At 72.6% G+C, this 18164-nt stretch carries 15 protein-coding genes; 10 read left to right on the top strand and 5 right to left on the bottom strand.

Going from position 1 to position 18164, the window contains the following annotated elements; genetic code table 11:
- The first annotated feature begins 38 nt into the window (after nt 1-38).
- The 3 genes from ACZ7M2_RS26120 to ACZ7M2_RS26110 all read left to right on the top strand — a co-directional run bounded on the left by ACZ7M2_RS26120 (nt 39) and on the right by ACZ7M2_RS26110 (nt 4221).
- Nucleotides 39-863: an MOSC domain-containing protein gene (locus ACZ7M2_RS26120; protein ID WP_471597298.1), complete on the top strand. Its 825-nt coding sequence runs from the start codon at nt 39-41 to the stop codon at nt 861-863.
- Nucleotides 864-1021: 158 nt separating this feature from the next.
- A complete protein-coding gene (locus ACZ7M2_RS26115) occupies nt 1022-1627 on the top strand; it encodes an Rv1733c family protein (RefSeq protein WP_471597297.1) in 606 nt (201 codons plus the stop codon).
- Between the two features lie 158 nt (nt 1628-1785).
- Complete coding sequence (locus ACZ7M2_RS26110; RefSeq protein WP_471597296.1) at nt 1786-4221, top strand: right-handed parallel beta-helix repeat-containing protein; 2436 nt, start codon at nt 1786-1788, stop codon at nt 4219-4221.
- Nucleotides 4222-4249: 28 nt separating this feature from the next.
- Here ACZ7M2_RS26110 and ACZ7M2_RS26105 read toward each other — a convergent pair whose 3' ends face one another.
- Complete coding sequence (locus ACZ7M2_RS26105; RefSeq protein WP_471597295.1) at nt 4250-6592, bottom strand: hypothetical protein; 2343 nt, start codon at nt 6590-6592, stop codon at nt 4250-4252.
- 258 nt (nt 6593-6850) lie between these two features.
- On the opposite strand from ACZ7M2_RS26105, the gene ACZ7M2_RS26100 reads away from it, so the two are divergent.
- Nucleotides 6851-7681, top strand: a complete 831-nt coding sequence (locus ACZ7M2_RS26100) for a DeoR/GlpR family DNA-binding transcription regulator (RefSeq protein ID WP_054228731.1) — start codon at nt 6851-6853, stop codon at nt 7679-7681.
- Nucleotides 7682-7761: 80 nt separating this feature from the next.
- Entirely contained in the window at nt 7762-8241 is a 480-nt protein-coding gene (locus ACZ7M2_RS26095; protein WP_471597294.1) for an SRPBCC family protein, read from the top strand.
- A 160-nt stretch (nt 8242-8401) separates the two neighbouring features.
- On the opposite strand, the gene cds1 is transcribed toward ACZ7M2_RS26095, so the two are convergent.
- Complete coding sequence (gene cds1, locus ACZ7M2_RS26090) at nt 8402-9526, bottom strand: L-cysteine desulfhydrase Cds1 (protein ID WP_471597293.1); 1125 nt, start codon at nt 9524-9526, stop codon at nt 8402-8404.
- A gap of 391 nt (nt 9527-9917) precedes the next feature.
- Here cds1 and ACZ7M2_RS26085 point away from each other — a divergent pair, with 391 nt between their 5' ends.
- Both ACZ7M2_RS26085 and ACZ7M2_RS26080 read left to right on the top strand, forming a co-directional pair.
- Complete coding sequence (locus ACZ7M2_RS26085) at nt 9918-10241, top strand: hypothetical protein (protein ID WP_054228734.1); 324 nt, start codon at nt 9918-9920, stop codon at nt 10239-10241.
- A gap of 1344 nt (nt 10242-11585) precedes the next feature.
- Entirely contained in the window at nt 11586-12119 is a 534-nt protein-coding gene (locus ACZ7M2_RS26080; protein ID WP_471597292.1) for an ATP-binding protein, read from the top strand.
- A 26-nt stretch (nt 12120-12145) separates the two neighbouring features.
- Here the strand turns inward: ACZ7M2_RS26080 and ACZ7M2_RS26075 are convergent, their stop codons facing one another.
- Genes ACZ7M2_RS26075 through ACZ7M2_RS26065 form a run of 3 tightly spaced genes read right to left on the bottom strand, consistent with a single transcriptional unit; the run spans nt 12146 to nt 15767 of the window.
- Entirely contained in the window at nt 12146-14707 is a 2562-nt protein-coding gene (locus tag ACZ7M2_RS26075) for an ABC transporter permease (protein ID WP_471597291.1), read from the bottom strand.
- A complete protein-coding gene (locus ACZ7M2_RS26070) occupies nt 14704-15462 on the bottom strand; it encodes an ABC transporter ATP-binding protein (RefSeq protein WP_471597290.1) in 759 nt (252 codons plus the stop codon). Before ACZ7M2_RS26070 ends, ACZ7M2_RS26075 begins: the two co-directional genes overlap by 4 nt.
- On the bottom strand, nt 15459-15767 hold the full coding sequence (locus tag ACZ7M2_RS26065) for an SHOCT domain-containing protein (RefSeq protein ID WP_471597289.1): 309 nt from the start codon (nt 15765-15767) through the stop codon (nt 15459-15461). The genes ACZ7M2_RS26070 and ACZ7M2_RS26065 overlap by 4 nt, the downstream gene beginning before the upstream one ends.
- 204 nt (nt 15768-15971) lie before the next feature.
- Here ACZ7M2_RS26065 and ACZ7M2_RS26060 point away from each other — a divergent pair, with 204 nt between their 5' ends.
- The 3 genes from ACZ7M2_RS26060 to ACZ7M2_RS26050 are packed head-to-tail and all read left to right on the top strand — an operon-like array spanning nt 15972 to nt 18163.
- Entirely contained in the window at nt 15972-16544 is a 573-nt protein-coding gene (locus ACZ7M2_RS26060; protein ID WP_471597288.1) for a TetR/AcrR family transcriptional regulator, read from the top strand.
- Nucleotides 16545-16598: 54 nt separating this feature from the next.
- A complete protein-coding gene (locus ACZ7M2_RS26055; RefSeq protein ID WP_471597287.1) occupies nt 16599-17183 on the top strand; it encodes a DUF4865 family protein in 585 nt (194 codons plus the stop codon).
- Between the two features lie 50 nt (nt 17184-17233).
- On the top strand, nt 17234-18163 hold the full coding sequence (locus ACZ7M2_RS26050) for a phosphotriesterase family protein (protein WP_471597286.1): 930 nt from the start codon (nt 17234-17236) through the stop codon (nt 18161-18163).
- Nucleotide 18164: the final 1 nt, after the last annotated feature.

Here is an 18164-nt window from a genome sequence, read left to right as displayed (position 1 = left end):
CGGACCGGAATGTCGGTGCCCGCTGGCACCATGGAGTCATGGGGAACGCGGAGCTGCACTCGATCCATGTCCATCCGGTCAAGGCCTTCCGGGCTCTCTCGCCCCGGGAGGCCGTCGTGGAGCCCTGGGGGCTGGCCGGAGACCGACGCTGGGTACTGATCGACGACGGGGGAAAGGTCGTCACCCAGCGTCAGCAACCACGGCTGGCACTGGCCGCCGCCGAGCTGCTGCCCGGCGGTGGCATACGCCTGTCCGCGCCCGGCCGTGAGCCGCTGACCGTCCTCGTGCCCCGGCCGGCCGGCACGACGCCGCTGGATCTCTTCGGCGACAAGGTGGAGGCGGTCCTCGCCGACGCGGACGCGCACGCCTGGTGCAGTGACTATCTGGGGACCGAGGTCCGTCTCCTGCACATGGACGACCCCGCCACACGCAGGCCGGTGGACCCGGACTACGCGCGTCCGGGCGAGACCGTCAGCTTCGCCGACGGCTATCCCCTGCTGGTGACCACGCTCGCCTCGCTGGACGCGCTCAACTCCTTGATCGCGCAGGGCGACCGCGCCGACGAGGGCCCCCTCCCGATGAACCGTTTCCGGCCGAACGTGGTGGTGGCGGGCACGACGGCATGGGCCGAGGACGGCTGGCGGCGGATCGCCATCGGCGAGGTCGTCTTCCGGGTGCCCAAGATGTGCGGCCGCTGCGTCGTGACCACCACCGACCAGGACACCGCCCAGCGCGGCAAGGAGCCGCTGCGCACGCTCGGACGTCACCGCCGCTTCGGCTCCCAGCTCGTCTTCGGACAGAACCTGGTGCCGGAGTCCCGCGGCACGGTGCGGATCGGCGATCCGGTCACGGTCCTCGAATGACCCGCCGACGGGAACCCGGGCCCCGGGCACGGTCGTTGAGTGTGTGAGAAGTTCATGGAAGACCCGTGCGAAGGGTGATTTCGCTCTCTCTTTCCCGGGGCTCGCATATGAACGGCTCCGCCGGGGGTTATCACGGAGGCGAAAGGGGGTGCGGGACGGTGCGAGCTATCGGCGGACTCTGGCGTTGGCGGCACAATCCGCTGCGCCGCACGACCGATCTGGTCGAGGCGTGGCTGGCCCTGCTGACCGTCCTGCTGATCCTCACCCTCGCGCCCCTGCTCGGCGCCCTCACCGGATTGACGGCAGAGGACGCCCTCCAACAGGCCGTTCGGGACCAGCACCTGGCCCGCCACGAAGTGACGGCCACCGTGGTCGGCAAGGCGGCCCGGGCTCCGCTGGACCCCGATCCCGAGGCCTCGTCGGCGCAGGATCCGCACAGCCGTGTGCTCGCCGACTGGACCGCTCCGGACGGCACGGCGCATCACGGCAAGGTGATAGCCGCCCTCAAGTCACCCCACAAGGGCGACCACTTCACGCTCTGGACCGACGAGCACGGTGACATGGTCGCCCGCCCGCTGGATTCGGCCACCGCGACGACGCACGCCGTGCTGGCGGGCATCGGCGCGGCCCTGCTCACCGCGGGGCTCCTCGACAGCGGCAGACGTCTGTTCGTGTGGCGCATGGTCCTTCGCCGGTATGCCCGTTGGGATCAGGCCTGGGACAGGGCGGGTCCGGACTGGGGCAGGGCGGGCACCGGCAGCTGACCGCCTTCCGGCTCCGGTCAACCCACCGTGCCCGCGCACGCTACGGTGGACCGACCGAATCGTTCGGCACCGCCGTGAGAAGCTGTCCTTGATCGCGACGGGGTTTCAGCACGGCCTCGCAGGACCCGCGTACGACGAGGTGGGGGCACTACAGCGCCATGGCACAGGGCACGGTCCAGGTGACGCACACCGGCACCTCGCGGTGGCGGCGCCGCACAGGAGAGTACGCATCGCTGGCCGCCGCCCTGGAGGCCGCGGCCGACGGGGACGTACTCACCGTCGCACCCGGCACCTACCGGGAGAATCTCGTGGTCCAGCGCGCGGTGACGCTGCGCGGCCCGGAGGGCTCCCCCGGCTCCGTGCGCATCGCGCCGGTGGACGGCGTGCCGCTGACCGTGCGCGCCTCGGCCGTGGTCCAGGACCTGCATGTGGAGGGCCAGGACTCGGCGGCGCCCGCGCTGCTCGTCGAGGAGGGCACCCCGGAGCTCCTCGATGTGCGGATCGTCACGCGCTCCGCGGCCGGCATCGAGGTGCGCGGCGGCGCCCGTCCGACCGTGCGGCGCTGCACCGTCGACAATCCGGCCGGCGTCGGCATCGCCGTACTCGACGGCGGCGGTGGCGTGTTCGAGGAGTGCGAGGTCGTCGCGGCCGGACAGTCCGGCATCGCGGTCCGCGGCGGCGCGCGTCCCCGTCTGGAGCGCTGCCGGGTGCATCACGCCTCCGGCGCGGGCCTGTCGGTGACCGGCGAGAACTCCTCGCTGGAGGCGGTCGGTTGCGAGGTGTACGAGGTCAAGGGCTCCGGTGTGCAGATCACCGCGCGCGCCGCGGCCCATCTCACCGACTGCGATGTGCACCGCACGATGTCGGACGGCGTCACCCTGGACACGGACGCCGTGCTCACCCTCGCCGACTGCCGCATCCACGACATCCCGGAGAACGCGGTGGACCTGCGTTCCCGCTCCGTCCTCACCCTGACCCGCACCACCGTCCGGCAGTTCGGGCGCAACGGCCTGTCGGTCTGGGACCCGGGCACACGCGTGGACGCCAACCAGTGCGAGATCTTCGACAGCACGGGCGACTACCCCGCGGTGTGGGTCAGCGACGGCGCGACCGCGGTGCTCGAGTCCTGCCGGGTGCACGACGTGCCCGACGCCCTGTTCGTCCTCGACCGCGGTTCACGCGTGGACGTCGTCGACAGCGACCTCTCCCAAGTGCGCAACACCGCCGTCTCGGTGAGCGACGGCGCGACGGCACAGCTCGACGACTGCCGTATCCGCGACGCCGCGACGGGCGCCTGGTTCCGTGACCACGGAAGCGGCGGCACCCTGTCCGGCTGCACCGTGGACGGCACCCAGACCGGCGTGATCGTCACCAAGGGCGCCGACCCCACCTTCGAGCGCTGCACCGTCGACTCCCCCGCGGAGGCCGGTTTCTACGTGTCGGCGGGTGGCCGCGGCAGCTTCCACAACTGCCGGGTGACAGGCAGCGGGGGCTACGGCTTCCATGTCATCGACGGCTGCCGGGCGACACTGAAGAAGTGCCGTACGGAGCGCTGCTCACGCGGGGGCTACGAGTTCGCCGACGGCGGCAACGCACCGGGCGGCGGCCCGGTCGTCGAGGACTGCACGAGCGACGAGAGCGCCGGAGTGCGCCCCCCGGCGCACGAGACGGCCGTACAGACGTCCAACCCGTCCACGAGCCTGCTCGGCGCGATCCCGGGCCAGCGCACCACCGAGCAGGAACCGCTCGTCACCGCCTCGGAGCCCGAGCCCGCGCAGCCGGCCCGTACCTCGAAGGTCGTCCTCGGCGAACTCGACGGGCTGGTGGGCCTGGACAGCGTCAAGCGCGAGGTGCGCGCCCTCACCGACATGATCGAGGTGGGCCGCCGCAGACAGCAGGCGGGCCTCAAGGCCGCCTCCGCCCGCCGCCACCTGGTCTTCACCGGCTCCCCCGGCACCGGCAAGACGACGGTCGCCCGGCTGTACGGCGAGATCCTGGCCTCGCTCGGTGTCCTGGAGAAGGGGCACCTGGTCGAGGTGTCCCGCGTCGACCTGGTGGGCGAGCACATCGGCTCCACGGCGATCCGCACCCAGGAGGCGTTCGACCGGGCGCGCGGCGGTGTCCTGTTCATCGACGAGGCGTACGCGCTGTCGCCGGAGGACTCGGGCCGCGACTTCGGCCGCGAGGCCATCGACACGCTCGTGAAGCTGATGGAGGACCACCGGGACGCGGTCGTCGTGATCGTCGCGGGCTACACGGCCGAGATGGAGCGCTTCCTCACGGTCAACCCCGGTGTGGCGTCCCGCTTCTCACGGACCATCACCTTCAGCGACTACGTTCCCGAGGAGCTGCTGCGGATCGTGGAGCAGCAGGCCGAGGAGCACGAGTACAGCCTGGCGCCCGGCGCGCCCGAGGCGCTGCTGAAGTACTTCACGGCCATCCCCAAGGGCCCGGCGTTCGGCAACGGCCGCACCGCGCGGCAGACCTTCGAGGCGATGGTCGAGCGGCACGCGGGGCGGGTCGCCCAGCTCGACGAGCCGAGCACGGACGACCTCACGCTGCTCTACCCCGAGGACCTGCCGGAGCTGCCCTGAGCCTCGCCCCGTGGACGGGCGGTCGCCCTCAGGTCGTGGCGTCGCCGTCGGGACGGGGGCCCGGTACCGCCTCCGGCCGCAGCCGTGCCAGCAGCCGTTCGCGTTCCTCGGCGAAGGCCGGGTCCGCCTGGTAGTCCCCGTGTCCGAGGATCGGCGCGGGCAGCGGATGCTCCTGGGTGCGTCCGTAGGCGAGCGGGTCCTTCAGGGGCGCGCGGTCGACCTGGGGGCCGCAGTCGCCGGGCAGCCGGACGGGGCCGCCGATGGGGTCGGTGAGGCGGTACAGGTTGCGCCAGCAGTCGACCTCCCGGTGCAGCGAGGTCAGGGCGGCCGGGCCGAAGTGGGCCGGGAACCACCGCCCGTAGAGCCGTTCCAGGGGAGAGCCGTAGGTGAGCAGCGCGACCCGCCTGCGTACCGAGGGCTTCAGCTGCCAGGCCGCGGCGGCGGCCAGCACACTGCCCTGGGAGTGCCCGGAGAGCACCAGGCGCCCGCCGGTGGCCCGGGTCCAGGTGACCATGCGCCACGTCAGGTCGGGCACGGCACGCTCGGCGTAGCAGGGCGGCGCGAAGGGGTGGGCGGCGCGCGGCCAGAAGGTGCCGACGTCCCAGAGGATGCCGATGGTGCGGCGGGCCGCCGGGTCCTTGTAGGCGCGCCGCCCCGAGGTGACGAGAAGGAGGAAGCCGAGGCCGATCAGCCAGGACCCGAGCGCCTGCGCGGTTTCGGCGGCGCCCCGGACGAAGGCGTACGACCCTCGCGCGGCCTGCGCCGGGGCGTCACCGGTGGTCAGGACGCCCACCAGGGCTCCGGCGCCGAGGAGCAGGGTCACGAACGAGATCACGCCGACCATGAGGGGCGCCCGGTCGGTGAGGGCGGCCATCGCGCGGGTGCTCGCGATACGGCCGGTACGAGTGATGTCCTTGGCCTCGCCCGGGTAGTCGAGTTCCACCGCGCGCATCTCGAGGACGCGCAGCCGCCAGGTGCGCAGGGCCAGCCTGCCGCACAGGCCGATGAGCACGAGGAGCGTCGGCGGGATCACGGACGCCTGCCAGGTCAGCAGGACGGGCGGGCCGGGCAGCGAGCCGCGCGTGCCGTCCAGCCAGTCGGCGACGCGCTGCGCGACGCCGCCGGACATCACGCCGCCCAGGGCGCAGGCCAGCATCGCGACGGCGGGTCCGGCCAGACCACGCAGGGCGGTGCGCGGATCGGGCCTGGTGCGGTACAGGACCCGGGCCACCACGCCGAGCGTGATGACGAGCAGCCCCTGGGCGAGAGCGAGACCGCCGAAGGTCGCGTCGCCCGGCAGCCGCCCCGCCGAGTGCCAGCCGGGCCGTGACCATCCGGCGTACAGCAGGGTGAGGGCGAACAGGACGATCGAGCCCAGGGGCAGCCCGCGCACGAGCGTGGCGTCCAGTTCCTGGTCCAGCCGGTGTTCGCTGCGCCCGCGCCGGCAGACCACCCACAGCACCACGACCGCGCCCACGACGATCGATGCGTACAGCAGCAGGCCGAGGATCCCGAGCACGGCGGGTCCCCCGGCCTCCCGGTCGAAGCGGGCCGCGGGGCCGCCGACGGCGGCGGTGACGGTGAGGAGTCCCGCCGCGGTGTGCGCGGCGCGCAGCCGGGCCACCAGACGGCGCCCGTACCAGAAGCCGGGCCTGCCGAGCCCGGTCCGGCCGGTCTCCTCGGCGGGCTCGGGCCTGCGGGACACGGGCTGCTGGGACTCGTACGCGCTCCAGGTGCGGTGCGAGAGGTACCAGAGCAGGCAGGTGAGACCCGCGGGCACCAGGGCGGCCAGGGCGAGGCGGCGGCCAGGCCGGCTCCACCAGCCGTTGTCGGACAGGTCCGGGGAGAGGAAGCCCAGCCACGAGTGCGCCTCGGCGCACGCGCGTGTGCCCGCGCACTGCCAGGCGGTCAGGTCGAGGGCGACCTCGCAGGCCGCGGCGACCAGCAGCACGGTGAGGGTGAGCCCGGCCAGCCGGACGAGCAGGCCGTACAGGCGGACCGTCTGGGTGCAGCCGCGGGTGGCGGGACGCATCCAGTGCGCGAGGTTGACGACCATGAAGGGCAGCAGCAACAGCCACAGGGCCCGGGTGCCGTTGCCGGAGGTGAGGTTGCACCACACATAGGCCTCGGGGACCGGTTTGCCCCGGTAGTCGTCGGGGCGCCGCTCCGCGTCGGCGTCGTCGACGCGCCGGTAGACCGCCGCGGTCTCGTCGCCGCTGACGCGGACCGTCCGCGGATCGTCCAGCATCTCCTCGGGTGTGGTGCCGCCGACTCCGTGGACCAGGAGTTCGAGGGCGGTATCGGCCGTTTCGGGCCGCTGTGCGGGGCCGCTGAGCTCTCCCGCCGAGGCGTGTTCCCGTGCACGTTCCACTTTTCTGCACTTCCCCCGTGCGCGCGTCTGGCATGTGTCATGTGCAGGCACAAGGATCTCCGCTCAGGGGTGCGCGCACACCTGTGGTCACGGAATCTCCCCGATACGTGTGACAGTGACGCAACGGGGAGTGGCGCACGTGTCGGTGGCCCGTGCGAGGATGGGTCGTCCTCCAGGCCTAGGACAAGGAGAATGTCCACGTGGGAGTGGGTTCGGACGGAGTGGCGGGCAGCTTGTGGCGCGAGGATCGGAGCGGACGTGAGTGAGAATCAGAACCTTCTCGCGGAGCAGCGTCGAGCCCTGATTCTCGACGAGGTACGGCGCCGGGGCGGCGTCCGTGTGAACGAGCTGACCCGCAAGCTCGGCGTCTCCGACATGACGGTCCGTCGTGACCTCGACGCGCTCGCCCGCCAGGGCGTGGTGGAGAAGGTGCACGGCGGCGCGGTGCCGCTGGTCGAGGCGAGTACGCACGAGCCGGGTTTCGAGGCCAAGTCGGGCCTGGAGCTGACCGCCAAGGAGGACATCGCGCGGGTCGCCGCCGAGTTGGTCGCGCCGGGCACGGCGATCGCGCTCTCGGGCGGTACGACGACGTACGCGCTGGCGCATCAGCTCCTTGACGTGCCGGACCTGACCGTGGTCACCAACTCGGTGCGGGTCGCCGATGTCTTCCACTCGGCGCAGCGACTCTCCGGCCAGCGGCAGGGCGCGGCCACGGTCGTGCTGACGGGCGGGGTGCGCACCCCGTCCGACTCGCTGGTCGGCCCCGTGGCCGACCAGGCCATCGCGGCGCTCCACTTCGACGTGCTGTTCCTCGGGGTGCACGGGATATCGGTCGAGGCGGGCCTGTCGACGCCGAACCTGGCGGAGGCCGAGACCAACCGGCGGCTGGTGCAGTCCGCGCGGCGGGTCGTCGTGGTCGCCGACCACACCAAGTGGGGCACGGTGGGTCTGAGTTCGTTCGCCGCGCTGGATCAGGTCGACACGCTGGTCACCGACGCCGGGCTGCCGGCCGAGGCGCGGGCGGAGGTCTCCGAACACCTGCGGCGCCTGGTGGTGGCCGGAGAGCCCGAGGACGGTACAGACATCTGACGGTCCGCCAGCTAAGGTGACGCTGCCCGCGGCTCCGTACGCGCGACCGGAGGCTCCGTTCCCAGGTGGGGGTTTCGTCCATGGCACGCCGTCTTCGACCGGTGGGGCTCGACTTCGCCGAGACCGCTCCCCTGCGTCTGGTGTTCGCCCGCGAGGTGGCGGCCCCTCCCGAGGTGGTCTTCCGCGCGCTGGCCGAGGACGTGCCCGGCTGGAGCGAGTGGTTCTCGGCGGTGACACTCGCCCGGCCGACCGCGGACGGCGCCGGGCGGGAGATCCGGCTCCGGGGCGGTACGCGCTTCCAGGAAACGGTCCTCGTGGCCGAGGCCCCCAAGGTGTACGCGTACCGGGTGGACGTCTCGAACGCGCCCGGCCCCCGGGCCCTGGTCGAGGAGTGGCGACTGACTCCGGCCGGGAAGGGCACCCGGGTCCAGTGGACCTTCGCCGCCGACGGCGCGGCCCCATTCAGGCTGGCCCTGAAGCTGGGCCGGGCGGGCCTGGGCCGCGCGTTCCGCCAGGCGGTGACGGCGCTGGACCGACGGCTGGCGTCGACACACGCGTGACGACCAGGGCCTGTCGTGTGGATCAGGTCGTTTCAGACGACGGGTGGATCAGGTCGTTTCAGACGACGGGGCTTGACCAGACCCCCGCGGCCCAGGCCTGATCCGAACGACAGGCCCTGGGTCCGCCCGCGGACGCGCCCCGTGAGCCGCGCCCCGACGGTCAGTCCGGCCAGACGCCCGTCTGGAGCAGGGCCGCGATCGCCGCGGTGTAGGGCGCGATGTCCAGCCCCTGTTCGGCCAGCCACGCGTCCGAGTAGTACTTGTCGAGATAGCGGTCCCCGGGGTCGCAGAGCAGCGTCACCACGCTCCCCTGGCGCCCCTCGGTCACCATCTCGGCGACGATCTTCAGCGCGCTCCACAGCCCGGTGCCGGTCGAGCCGCCCGCCTTACGCCCGATGGCCTGTTCCAGTGCCCTTACGGCCGCCACGCTCGCGGCGTCCGGCACCTTCATCATCCGGTCGATCGCGCCCGGCACGAAACTCGGCTCCATACGGGGCCTGCCGATGCCCTCGATACGCGAGCCGCAGTCGCAGGTGACGTCCGGATCGCCGGTGGTCCAGCCCTCGAAGAAACACGAGTTCTCCGGGTCGGCGACGCAGATGCGGGTGTCGGCCTGCATGTAGTGCACGTAGCGCGCGAGGGTCGCCGAGGTACCGCCGGTGCCGGCTGTGGCGACGATCCACGCGGGCTCCGGGAAACGCTCCAACTCCAGCTGACGGAAAATGGATTCGGCGATGTTGTTGTTGCCGCGCCAGTCCGTGGCCCGTTCCGCGTAGGTGAACTGGTCCATGTAGTGGCCGCCGGTCTCGACCGCGAGGGCGGCGGACTCCTCGTACATCCTGCGGGAGTCGTCCACGAAGTGGCACTGCCCGCCGTGGAACTCGATCAGACGGCACTTCTCGGCGCTCGTGGTGCGCGGCATGACCGCGATGAAGGGCACGCCGATCAGCTTCGCGAAGTACGCCTCGGAGACGGCGGTCGAGCCGCTGGACGCCTCGATCACCGGGCGGCCCGGCCTGATCCAGCCATTGCAGAGCCCGTACAGGAAGAGTGAGCGGGCGAGGCGGTGCTTGAGGCTGCCGGTGGGGTGGGTCGACTCGTCCTTCAGGTAGAGGTCGATACCCCACGCCTCGGGCAGCGGGAAGCGCAGCAGATGGGTGTCCGCCGAGCGGTTCGCGTCGGCCTGGACTTTGCGGACGGCTTCTTTGAGCCAGGTCCGAAACCGCGCGTCGCTGTGGTCGACGTCGAGGGTTTCGCCGGTCCGGATCTGCTGAGGGGTGCTCACGGCGGGGCTCCTTACGCATCGCGCCGACGCCGGTTCAGACGGTCGGACGCCTCGATCATAAACACCTAGCGCACGCTTCTCACCTGCATAAACACACCTTTGAGCACCTCAAAGTCACCCCTGGAGCAGGGGTGTCCGAAGCGACGGGGGCGCACCCGGGCGAGTGCTCCCGTCCCCGGCGTCACCTCGTCATGCGCACTGGTGCTCGCCGCTGCCTGCGGGCAGACTGCACCGCAGGGAACGCGGCCCGTGTCCGACCGCGCCGCGCGGGATGACACTCCCGGAGCGGTCGCGCACACCGGAGCACGACCCGCGCGAAGTCCGGGACCGGGACGCGGACAGAGCGACGCGGGACAGAGCACAGCCGACGCGCACAAGGGGGCGGGGCATCATGGCGGAGCCGGAGTTCACGGCCACGGGCGTGCGGATCGGGAAGAGGCTGCGGTCGCTCACCCGGGCCGGACAGGTCCGGATCAGCGACGGCAGGCTGGAGTTGCTGACGAGTTACGGCAGCGAGATCGACAGTGCGCCGGTGCAGGCGGTGCGGGCGTCGAAGCCGTGGTTCGCGCCCGAGGACCGGGCGTTGGCCGACGTCAACGGCACCCGCTATTCGCTCACGCTCGGCGAGCACGACCCCGCGCCGGGCAAGCCGGGGCCGCCCTCGGCGCGCCGGTTCATAGAGGCGGTTCGCAGGGCGGCGGGGCGCAACGGCTGAGTCGGCCGCGCGGCAACCGACACGGGAGCCTTCGGTTCGCCACCGGCAAGGGCCGACACAGGCACCCACGACTCGCGACCGGCGACGGCCCGCGTGCAGGCCTTCGAGCTCCGGCCGACGGCCGCCCACCGGGCACCCCCGAGCGCGCTACCAGCGACGCTCGCGCCCCGCGGCGGTCGGCACGCGGACCACGGGCGCGCACCCCCCGGGCGCCGACCCGGGCAGCCCCGGCCCGCGACCGGTGACGGCGACCGGGCAAGCCTCGGACGTCCGGCCGTCGACGTCCGCCACGAACGCCCCCACCACAGCCGCCCACAGCGGCCCGGCACGGCACGGGCTCGCGCCCGAGGATCCCCGGACCGGAAGCCAGGCGACCGCCGAGTCCCGGTGTCGGACCCCTTGCCCGACGAGAGCCGAGGGCACACCCCGAACGCACGCCCGGCGAAACCCGACGCGGGACCCGGCACGACAGCCGCCCACGCACAACCGCCAACGGCCCGTGGGAAGGCCGTCGGCCCCCAACCGCCGACGGCCCACAACAAAGCCCTGGGCCCACAGTCGGCGCTTCCCGGCGCGCAAGCCCTGGGCCGACAACCACCCAAGCCCGATCCAGAACCCTCCAGCCCACGCCCGGCGAAACACGATGCGAGAAGCACCCGCACACAACCGGCGACCGCCGACGGGGCAGCCCTGGGCTCGCGGTCGGCGAAGGCCTTCGACGAACCCCTGGACTCACCGCCGGCGAGGCCTGGTTACGGGTCCTCCAGCCCCCGCGGGGCAAGACCCGGGGTGGGAGCCACCCGCCGACGGTCGGCTGCGGCCGGCCGAAAAGCCTCAGGCTCCCAACCGGCCCACCACGGACCACGAGCCTCCGGCCCACGCCCGGCACCACCCGGGGTGGCAGCCTCCCGCCCGCGGGCGGGGGGCTTCGGGGCGCGTGCGGCGCGAGGTGGTGTCCAGGGTCTCGGTCGGCTGTGGCCGAGGGGAACGCGGTCCGGGATCGGTGCCGTCGGCACGGCGGCCCCCTTCCGCGGTGGGTGACGTTCGGTGCGTGAGCGATCCGCCCGCTCCCCGCGGCGGTGAACGATGAACCCCGGCCCGCCGGACGCCGCCGCTCAGGCGAGACCCCCGCCCCGCGACGGCTCGGGCCGGCGCGGACCGCACCGCGAGTTGCAGGACCGCACCCCCTGAGTCACGCTGTTCTCACATCATCACTCTGGGTTCACCGGCGATCACGCTACGAATCAGCCCGCCGGTCACCACAGCAGGCGGCCGTTCCACTCAGCCACTCTGCTGGATCCGATCTCCGTCTTCTTCCGGACCTCAATTCGGGGAGTCGCAGCCGTGATCAGCCAGCCAAGCAGGCATTGCACGGTGGAGCTCCAAGCCCTGCCGTCGCGGATCGGCCAGGTCCGCAGAATCCTTTCTGCGCAGTTGCGCTACTGGCATCAGGACCCCTTGATAGACCGGGCCGCGCTCGGAGTGACCGAGCTGCTGACCAACGTTCACCGGCACGCCCAGCCGGACAAGGTGTGCACCGTGGAGATCGAGCTGCTGCTCGACCGGCTCACGGTCTCGGTGCACGATCACGACCCCCGCCTGCCCGAGGTACAGGACGTGGACCCCACGGCCACCTGCGGACGCGGTCTCGCGATGATCGCCGCGGTGAGCGAGAGCTGGGGCGTGCGTCCGGACGGCGAGTCGGGCAAGGTCGTGTGGTTCACCCTGTCGGCGACCTCGCCCGCGGTGGCGGAACCCACGCTTCCGCCGTACGAACAGACTCGCGAGACCTCGCGCCGCCGCGCCGTCGCCCCGCTCGACCCCCTCGACGAACGCCGGCCCGAACACGCTCCCGCCCGGTCCGCCGTTGCCGGCTGACCGGGCGGTGACCCCCGTCTCGTACGTCACTCGGTGGCGATGGCGCGCAGCACGTCCAGGCGTGCTGCGCGCCGGGCCGGGCGCAGCCCCGCGAGGGCTCCCGCCGCGAGGCCCACGAGCGCCACCACGACGAGCCGCACGGGCGGGATCGCGAAGGCGAAGGCGCTGTCCGACGCGCCGTCGGAGGCCTCGACGAGCACCCAGCCCAGGAAGGCACCGAGGGCGAGTCCGCCCGCCGTTCCGAAGGCGGCGACGAGGACCGACTCCCAGCGGACCATAGCGCGCAGCTGCGCCCGGGTCTGCCCGACCGCCCGCAGCAGACCGAGTTCACGGGTGCGCTCGTGGATCGCGAGGGTGAGCGTGTTGGCGATGCCGAGCAGGGCGATGAGCACCGCGAGTGCGAGCAGCGCGTAGACGAGGGTCAGCATCATGTCGATGCCGCCGGCCGAGGACCGCGCGTACTCGTCTCGGGTCTGCACCTCGGGGTTGCCGTACCGCGCGGTCACCTTCTCGACCGCCGCCTTGCCGTCGGCCGTACCGACACCGTTCTTGAAGGTGACGGCGACGAGTGAGTCGGAGTCCTGGGTGCGGTGCGGGGCCCAGGCGGCGCGGGTGATGACGTAGTCGCCGGCGAGTTCGGAGCGTCCGTAGACCGCGCGGACGGTGAAGTTCTCGCGTCGGCCGTCGGTAAAGGTGAGCCGGGCGGTGTCGCCGGTCGTGAGGTGCTGCTCGGCGGCCTCTTTCCGGGTGAGCGCGATGCCGTCGGTGCCCAGGTCGTCGAGCGAGCCGCGCACGTCACCGAGGTCGAAGACCTTGCCGAGGGTGACCGGGTCGGTGACGGTCAGCGCCCGCCCCTTGCCGTCGACCCGGGCGACCCCGCGGCCGAGGCCGACCGCGTACCGGACGGCCGGCTGCCGCGCGATCGCGGGAGCGAGCTCGGGGCTCAGCCCGCTGCCGCCCGCGCCGAAGGACGGGGTGCTGACGGCGACGTCACCCGCGAAGGACCGGGAGACCGTCTGGTCCATGGTGGCCTTCAGCGAGGCGCCGAAGACCGTGAACAGCGAGACGACGGCGACGCCGATCATCAGGGCGCTCGCGGTGGCGGCGGTCCGCTTGGGGCTGCGCAGCGCGTTGCGCCGGGCCAGGCCGCCGGTGACACCGCGCAGCGTGTCGAGGGGGGCGCCGAGGGCTCGTACGGCGGCCGACGACGCCACGGGGCCGAGGACCACGAAGGCGGCGAGGGCGAGAACGGCGCCGAGGCCCGCGAGCCACAGCGACGGGCTCACCAGTACGCCGGTCAGGGTGGCGCCCACCGCGAGTACGGCCAGCGCCGCACCCACGATCGCCCGCCCCCGTGAGGCCCCGGACCCGTCGACGGCCGTCTCGCGCAGCGCGGCCAGCGGCGCGGTGCGTCCGGCGCGTACGGCGGGCAGCAGCGCGGAGCCCAGGCAGACCACGATGCCGACCGCGAGCGGCAGCAGCATGGACAGGCCGCTGATCACCAAGTCGCCCTGGGGGAAGGGAAACCCGATGGCGGGAAACAGTGCCTGCAGCCCGGCCGCGATCCCGATGCCGCCCGCGAGGCCGACGGCCGACGCGGTCACCGCGACCACGCTCGCCTCGGCCAGGGACGCGGCGGTGACCTGGCGGCGGGAGGCGCCCAGGGCGCGCAACAGGGCGTTCTCGCGGGTGCGTTGGGCGACGACGATCGCGAAGGTGTTGTGGATGGAGAAGGTCGCGACGAGCAGCGCGATGCCGGAGAACACCAGCAGGAAGGTGGTGAAGATGTTCAGGAACTGGCTGGAGATCATGTCGGTGTTCTCCCTCGCCGACTCCTGGCCGGTGATCGCCTCGACTCCCTCGGGCAGGACGGGAGTCAGGCCCGCGACGAGCTCGGCCTGACCGACCCCGGGACCGGCCCGCACCCGGATGTTCGCCGCCTCGCCGGGCTTCGCGGTGAGGTACTTCTCGGCGTCGGCCTGCGTCATCCCGGTGAACGTCACCTGCGCCATGCCGTCCTCACCACCGAAGGTCGCGAGGCCCACGATCGTCACCTTGACGGGACCGGGGGTGCGCAGGGTCGTCGTGTCGCCGATCTTCAGGCCGCCCTTCTTCGCGGCGCCCCGGTTGACGACGACCTCGCCGGGCTTCGACGGGGCGTGGCCCGCGGCGAGTTGGTACGGGTTGAGTTTCGGGTCGGTGATCCAGTTGCCGGCGAGGGTGGGCGGGCCCTGGCCGCCGACGGGCTTGCCGTCGCTGCCGACGAGCTGGCCCGCGCCCTGGATGTCGGGGGCGGCGGCCGCGACGCCGGGAACCCGCTCGACGGTCTTCACCAGGGCGGTGTCGACCGGTTGGCGCACACCCTGGCTCTCACCGGGCGTCGTGATGGCGTCGGCGCTGCGGACGACCGCGTCGGTGCCCCTCGTGGCGTCGCCGAACAGCGTGCTGAAGCTCGCTCGCAGCGTGTCACCCATGACCAGCGTCCCGGCCAGGAAGGCGACACCGAGGAGCACCGCCAGGAACGTACCGGCGAAACGGCGTCGGTGGGCGCGCAGGGAGGACACGCTCAGGCGCACGGAGGCGTTCACGACCGCCCGCCTTTGGCGTCGAACGCCTTCATCCGGTCGAGGACCTTGTCGGCCGTCGGGGACTCCATCCGGTCCACGAGGCGTCCGTCGGCGAGGAAGACGACCTCGTCGGCGTGTGCGGCCGCCACCGGGTCGTGCGTGACCATGACGACCGTACGGTCCATCCGGCGCACCGCGCGGCCGAGGAGGTTGAGGACCTCCTCGCCGGAGCGGGAGTCGAGGTTGCCGGTGGGTTCGTCGGCGAAGACGACGTCGGGACGGCCGGCGAACGCCCGGGCCACGGCGACGCGTTGCTGCTGTCCGCCGGAGAGTTCGGCCGGGCGGTGGTGGAGCCGGTCGCGCAGGCCGACGACGTCGACGAGCGCGTCGATCCACTCCCGGGAGCCCTTCGTCCCGGCGAGGTCCAGGGGCAGCGTGATGTTCTCGGCGACGGTCAGCGTCGGGATCAGGTTGAACGCCTGGAAGACGAAGCCGACACGGTCACGGCGCAGCAGGGTGAGACGGCGGTCGTCCAGCGTGCTCAGTGGGGTGTCGCCGATGAACGCGGCGCCCGAGGTGAGTGTGTCCAGGCCCGCCGCGCAGTGCATCAGGGTGGACTTGCCGGAGCCCGAGGGGCCCATGATCGCGGTGAAGCGTCCGGCTGGGAAAGCGACGCTCACCCCGTCCAGGGCCCTGACGGCGGTGTCGCCGCTGCCGTACACCTTGACGGCGTCGGCGACACCGGCGGCATGACGCGTCGTGATGGCGGTCGTCATGCCGCTCCTCCCTTGCCCGTGCCGCCGAACTGCTCGTCCAGGACGGTCAGTCGGCGCCAGTACTCGTCCTCGTCGATCTCGCCGGTGGCGAAGCGGCGGCCGAGCAGCGCGATCGGCGAGTCGCCCGTGAGGCGGGAGTCGCGGGGCGGGCCGAAGTCGCCCATGGCGCGCCATGGTCCGCGGCGCCCGCGCCCCACGGTGCGGCGCAGGACCGTCACGACGCCGATCACGGCGGCCGCCCAGATCAGCGGGAAGAACAGGATCCACGGGCCGGGGCCGCCGTCCCAGTTCGCCAGGGTCTGCATCTCGGTTCATCTCCTAGAGGGGAGCTGTTGTAGGTGGGAGCTGTTGCGATGCATCGAGACTCGCTCCGGGAGGGGGTCCGAGTCGTCGTACGGCCAGCGGCCGTTCCTGTACCTCCGCGGGAGTACGCGGGGCGCCATCGCCTGCTTCCTCAGTCCGCTCCTGCCGCCCTCGACGCTGTACCTACTAGTATGTACAGTGAGTTCATGAGCACTCCGGAGCGGCTGATCGAGTCCACGCGTGAGCTGTTGTGGGAGCGCGGTTACGTGGGCACCAGCCCCAAGGCGATCCAGGAGCACGCGGGCGCCGGGCAGGGCAGCATGTACCACCACTTCAAGGGCAAGCCCGATCTCGCCCTGGCCGCGATCCGACGCACCGCCGAGGAACTGCGGGCTACCGCCGAGGGCGTACTGGGCGCGCCAGGTTCGCCGTACGAGCGCGTCGAGGCGTATCTGCGCCGGGAACGAGACGCCCTGCGTGGCTGTCCGGTCGGTCGGCTGACGATGGACCCGGACGTGATCGCCAGTGCGGAGCTGCGCGCCCCCGTCGACGAGACGATCGATTGGCTGCGCGAGCGGCTGGCCGGGATCGTCGAAGAGGGCAAGGAACAGGGGCAGTTCGCGCCGTCGCTGGACGCCGAGGAGATCGCCGCGACGATCCTCGCGACCGTCCAGGGAGGCTATGTGCTCGCGCGCGCCTCCGGCTCCCCGGCCGCCTTCGACACGGCCGTCCGCGGACTGCTCGCCCTGCTCTCCCCCGCCGGTCGGGGCCTCGGGTGAAGACCTGGAGGCCTGACGACCCGAAGGCCTGAAGGCCCCTCAAGGAGGCTTGCGATGCACGCGATGCAGTACGAACTGACGTTCCCCGCCGACTACGACATGGGAATCATCCGCGCCCGGGTCTCCCGCATAGGGCACCTCCTCGACGACTGGGAGGGGCTCGGTTTCAAGACGTATCTGATGCGTGAGCGCGGGGTGCACGGCTCGCCGGTCGACCAGTACGCGCCCTTCTACCTCTGGAACACCGTCGAGGGCATGAACTCCTTCCTCTGGGGCGGCGCCTTCCAGGGACTCGTCGACGACTTCGGGCGGCCGGCGGTGCGGAACTGGACGGGCCTCGCGTACGAGGAGGGCGGCGCCGCCGGCGCGCCGGCCCAGGTCGCGGTGCGGCGACGGCAGCCCGTACCGGAGGGCGTCGGCCTTTCCGAGTTGATGGCGGACGCCGCGGCCCAGACGGAGCGGCTGGCCTCGCTCGACGGCGCGGTGTGCGCGGCCGCCGCCGTCGACCCGCGCCACTGGGAGCTGGTGCACTTCTCCCTCTGGGACCACGACACGCCCAAGGTTCCCGGCGAGGTCTTCCAGGTGCTGCATGTGTCGGCGCCCGGGCGCGACCGGCTGCCCCGGGGCCGGCAGTGGTGAGCCCTGTCCCCACGAGCCCGGGTGGCGCCGTCCCCGCGAGGGTCCGTACGGTGCTCGGGGACGTGCCGCCCGAGCACCTCGGGGTGTGCGACGCCCATGACCACCTCTTCTTCGGCAGTCCCGCGCTCCCCGGCCAGGAACTGCGCGACGCGTCGGCCGCGCGGGCCGAACTGGCCGCGTTCCGCGAACAGGGCGGCGGGAGCGTGGTGCAGTGGACGCCGTACGGACTGGGCCGGCGCGCCGCGGACCTGCCGCTGCTCTCCCGTGACACCGGGGTCCATGTGGTCGCCGCGACGGGCCTGCACCAAGCGGTCCACTACACACCGGAGTCACTCTCCGAACTGCGCGGCAGGCTGACCGACGTGTTCGTCTCCGAACTCACCTCCGGCATCGGCACGTCCGGGGTCCGGGCCGGACTCGTCAAGGTCGCGGGCGGCTTCCACGCGCTCGACGCGCACGCCCGCTGGACGATGACCGCGGCGGCCGAGGCGCATCACGCCACGGGCGCGCCGATCGCCGTGCACCTGGAGCTGGGCACGGCCGCGCTCGACGTACTCGACCTGCTGTGCGGCGCGTTGGAGGTGCCGCCGCACCGGGTGATCCTGGGTCACCTCAACCGCTCCCCGGACCTCGTGGTGCAGCGCCAGGCCGCCGAGGCGGGCGCCTACCTCGCCTTCGACGGCCCCTCCCGTGCCAACCACGCCACCGACTGGCGCATGCCCGACGCCGTACGCGCCCTGGCCGACGCCGGTTTCGGCCATCGCCTGCTCCTCGGCGCCGACACGACGACCGCGGCGGCGCGCTCGGTCAACGGCGGCCCCGGGATGCCGTATCTGCTGCGCCGGGTGCGCCCACGGCTCGCCCTGGCCCTGGGTGCGGAACTCGTGGAGCGCGTCTTCACAGAGAACCCCGGCCGGGCGCTCGCCGTGGAGTGGCGCGGTACGCCACCCCGTCAGCCCCGGCTGCCGGACACCCCCTAGG

The sequence above is a fragment of the Streptomyces sp. NPDC111507 genome (genome assembly GCF_055638955.1).
The sequence above is the reverse complement of the archived record's forward strand: the minus strand, read 5'-3'. Positions and strand labels throughout refer to the sequence as shown.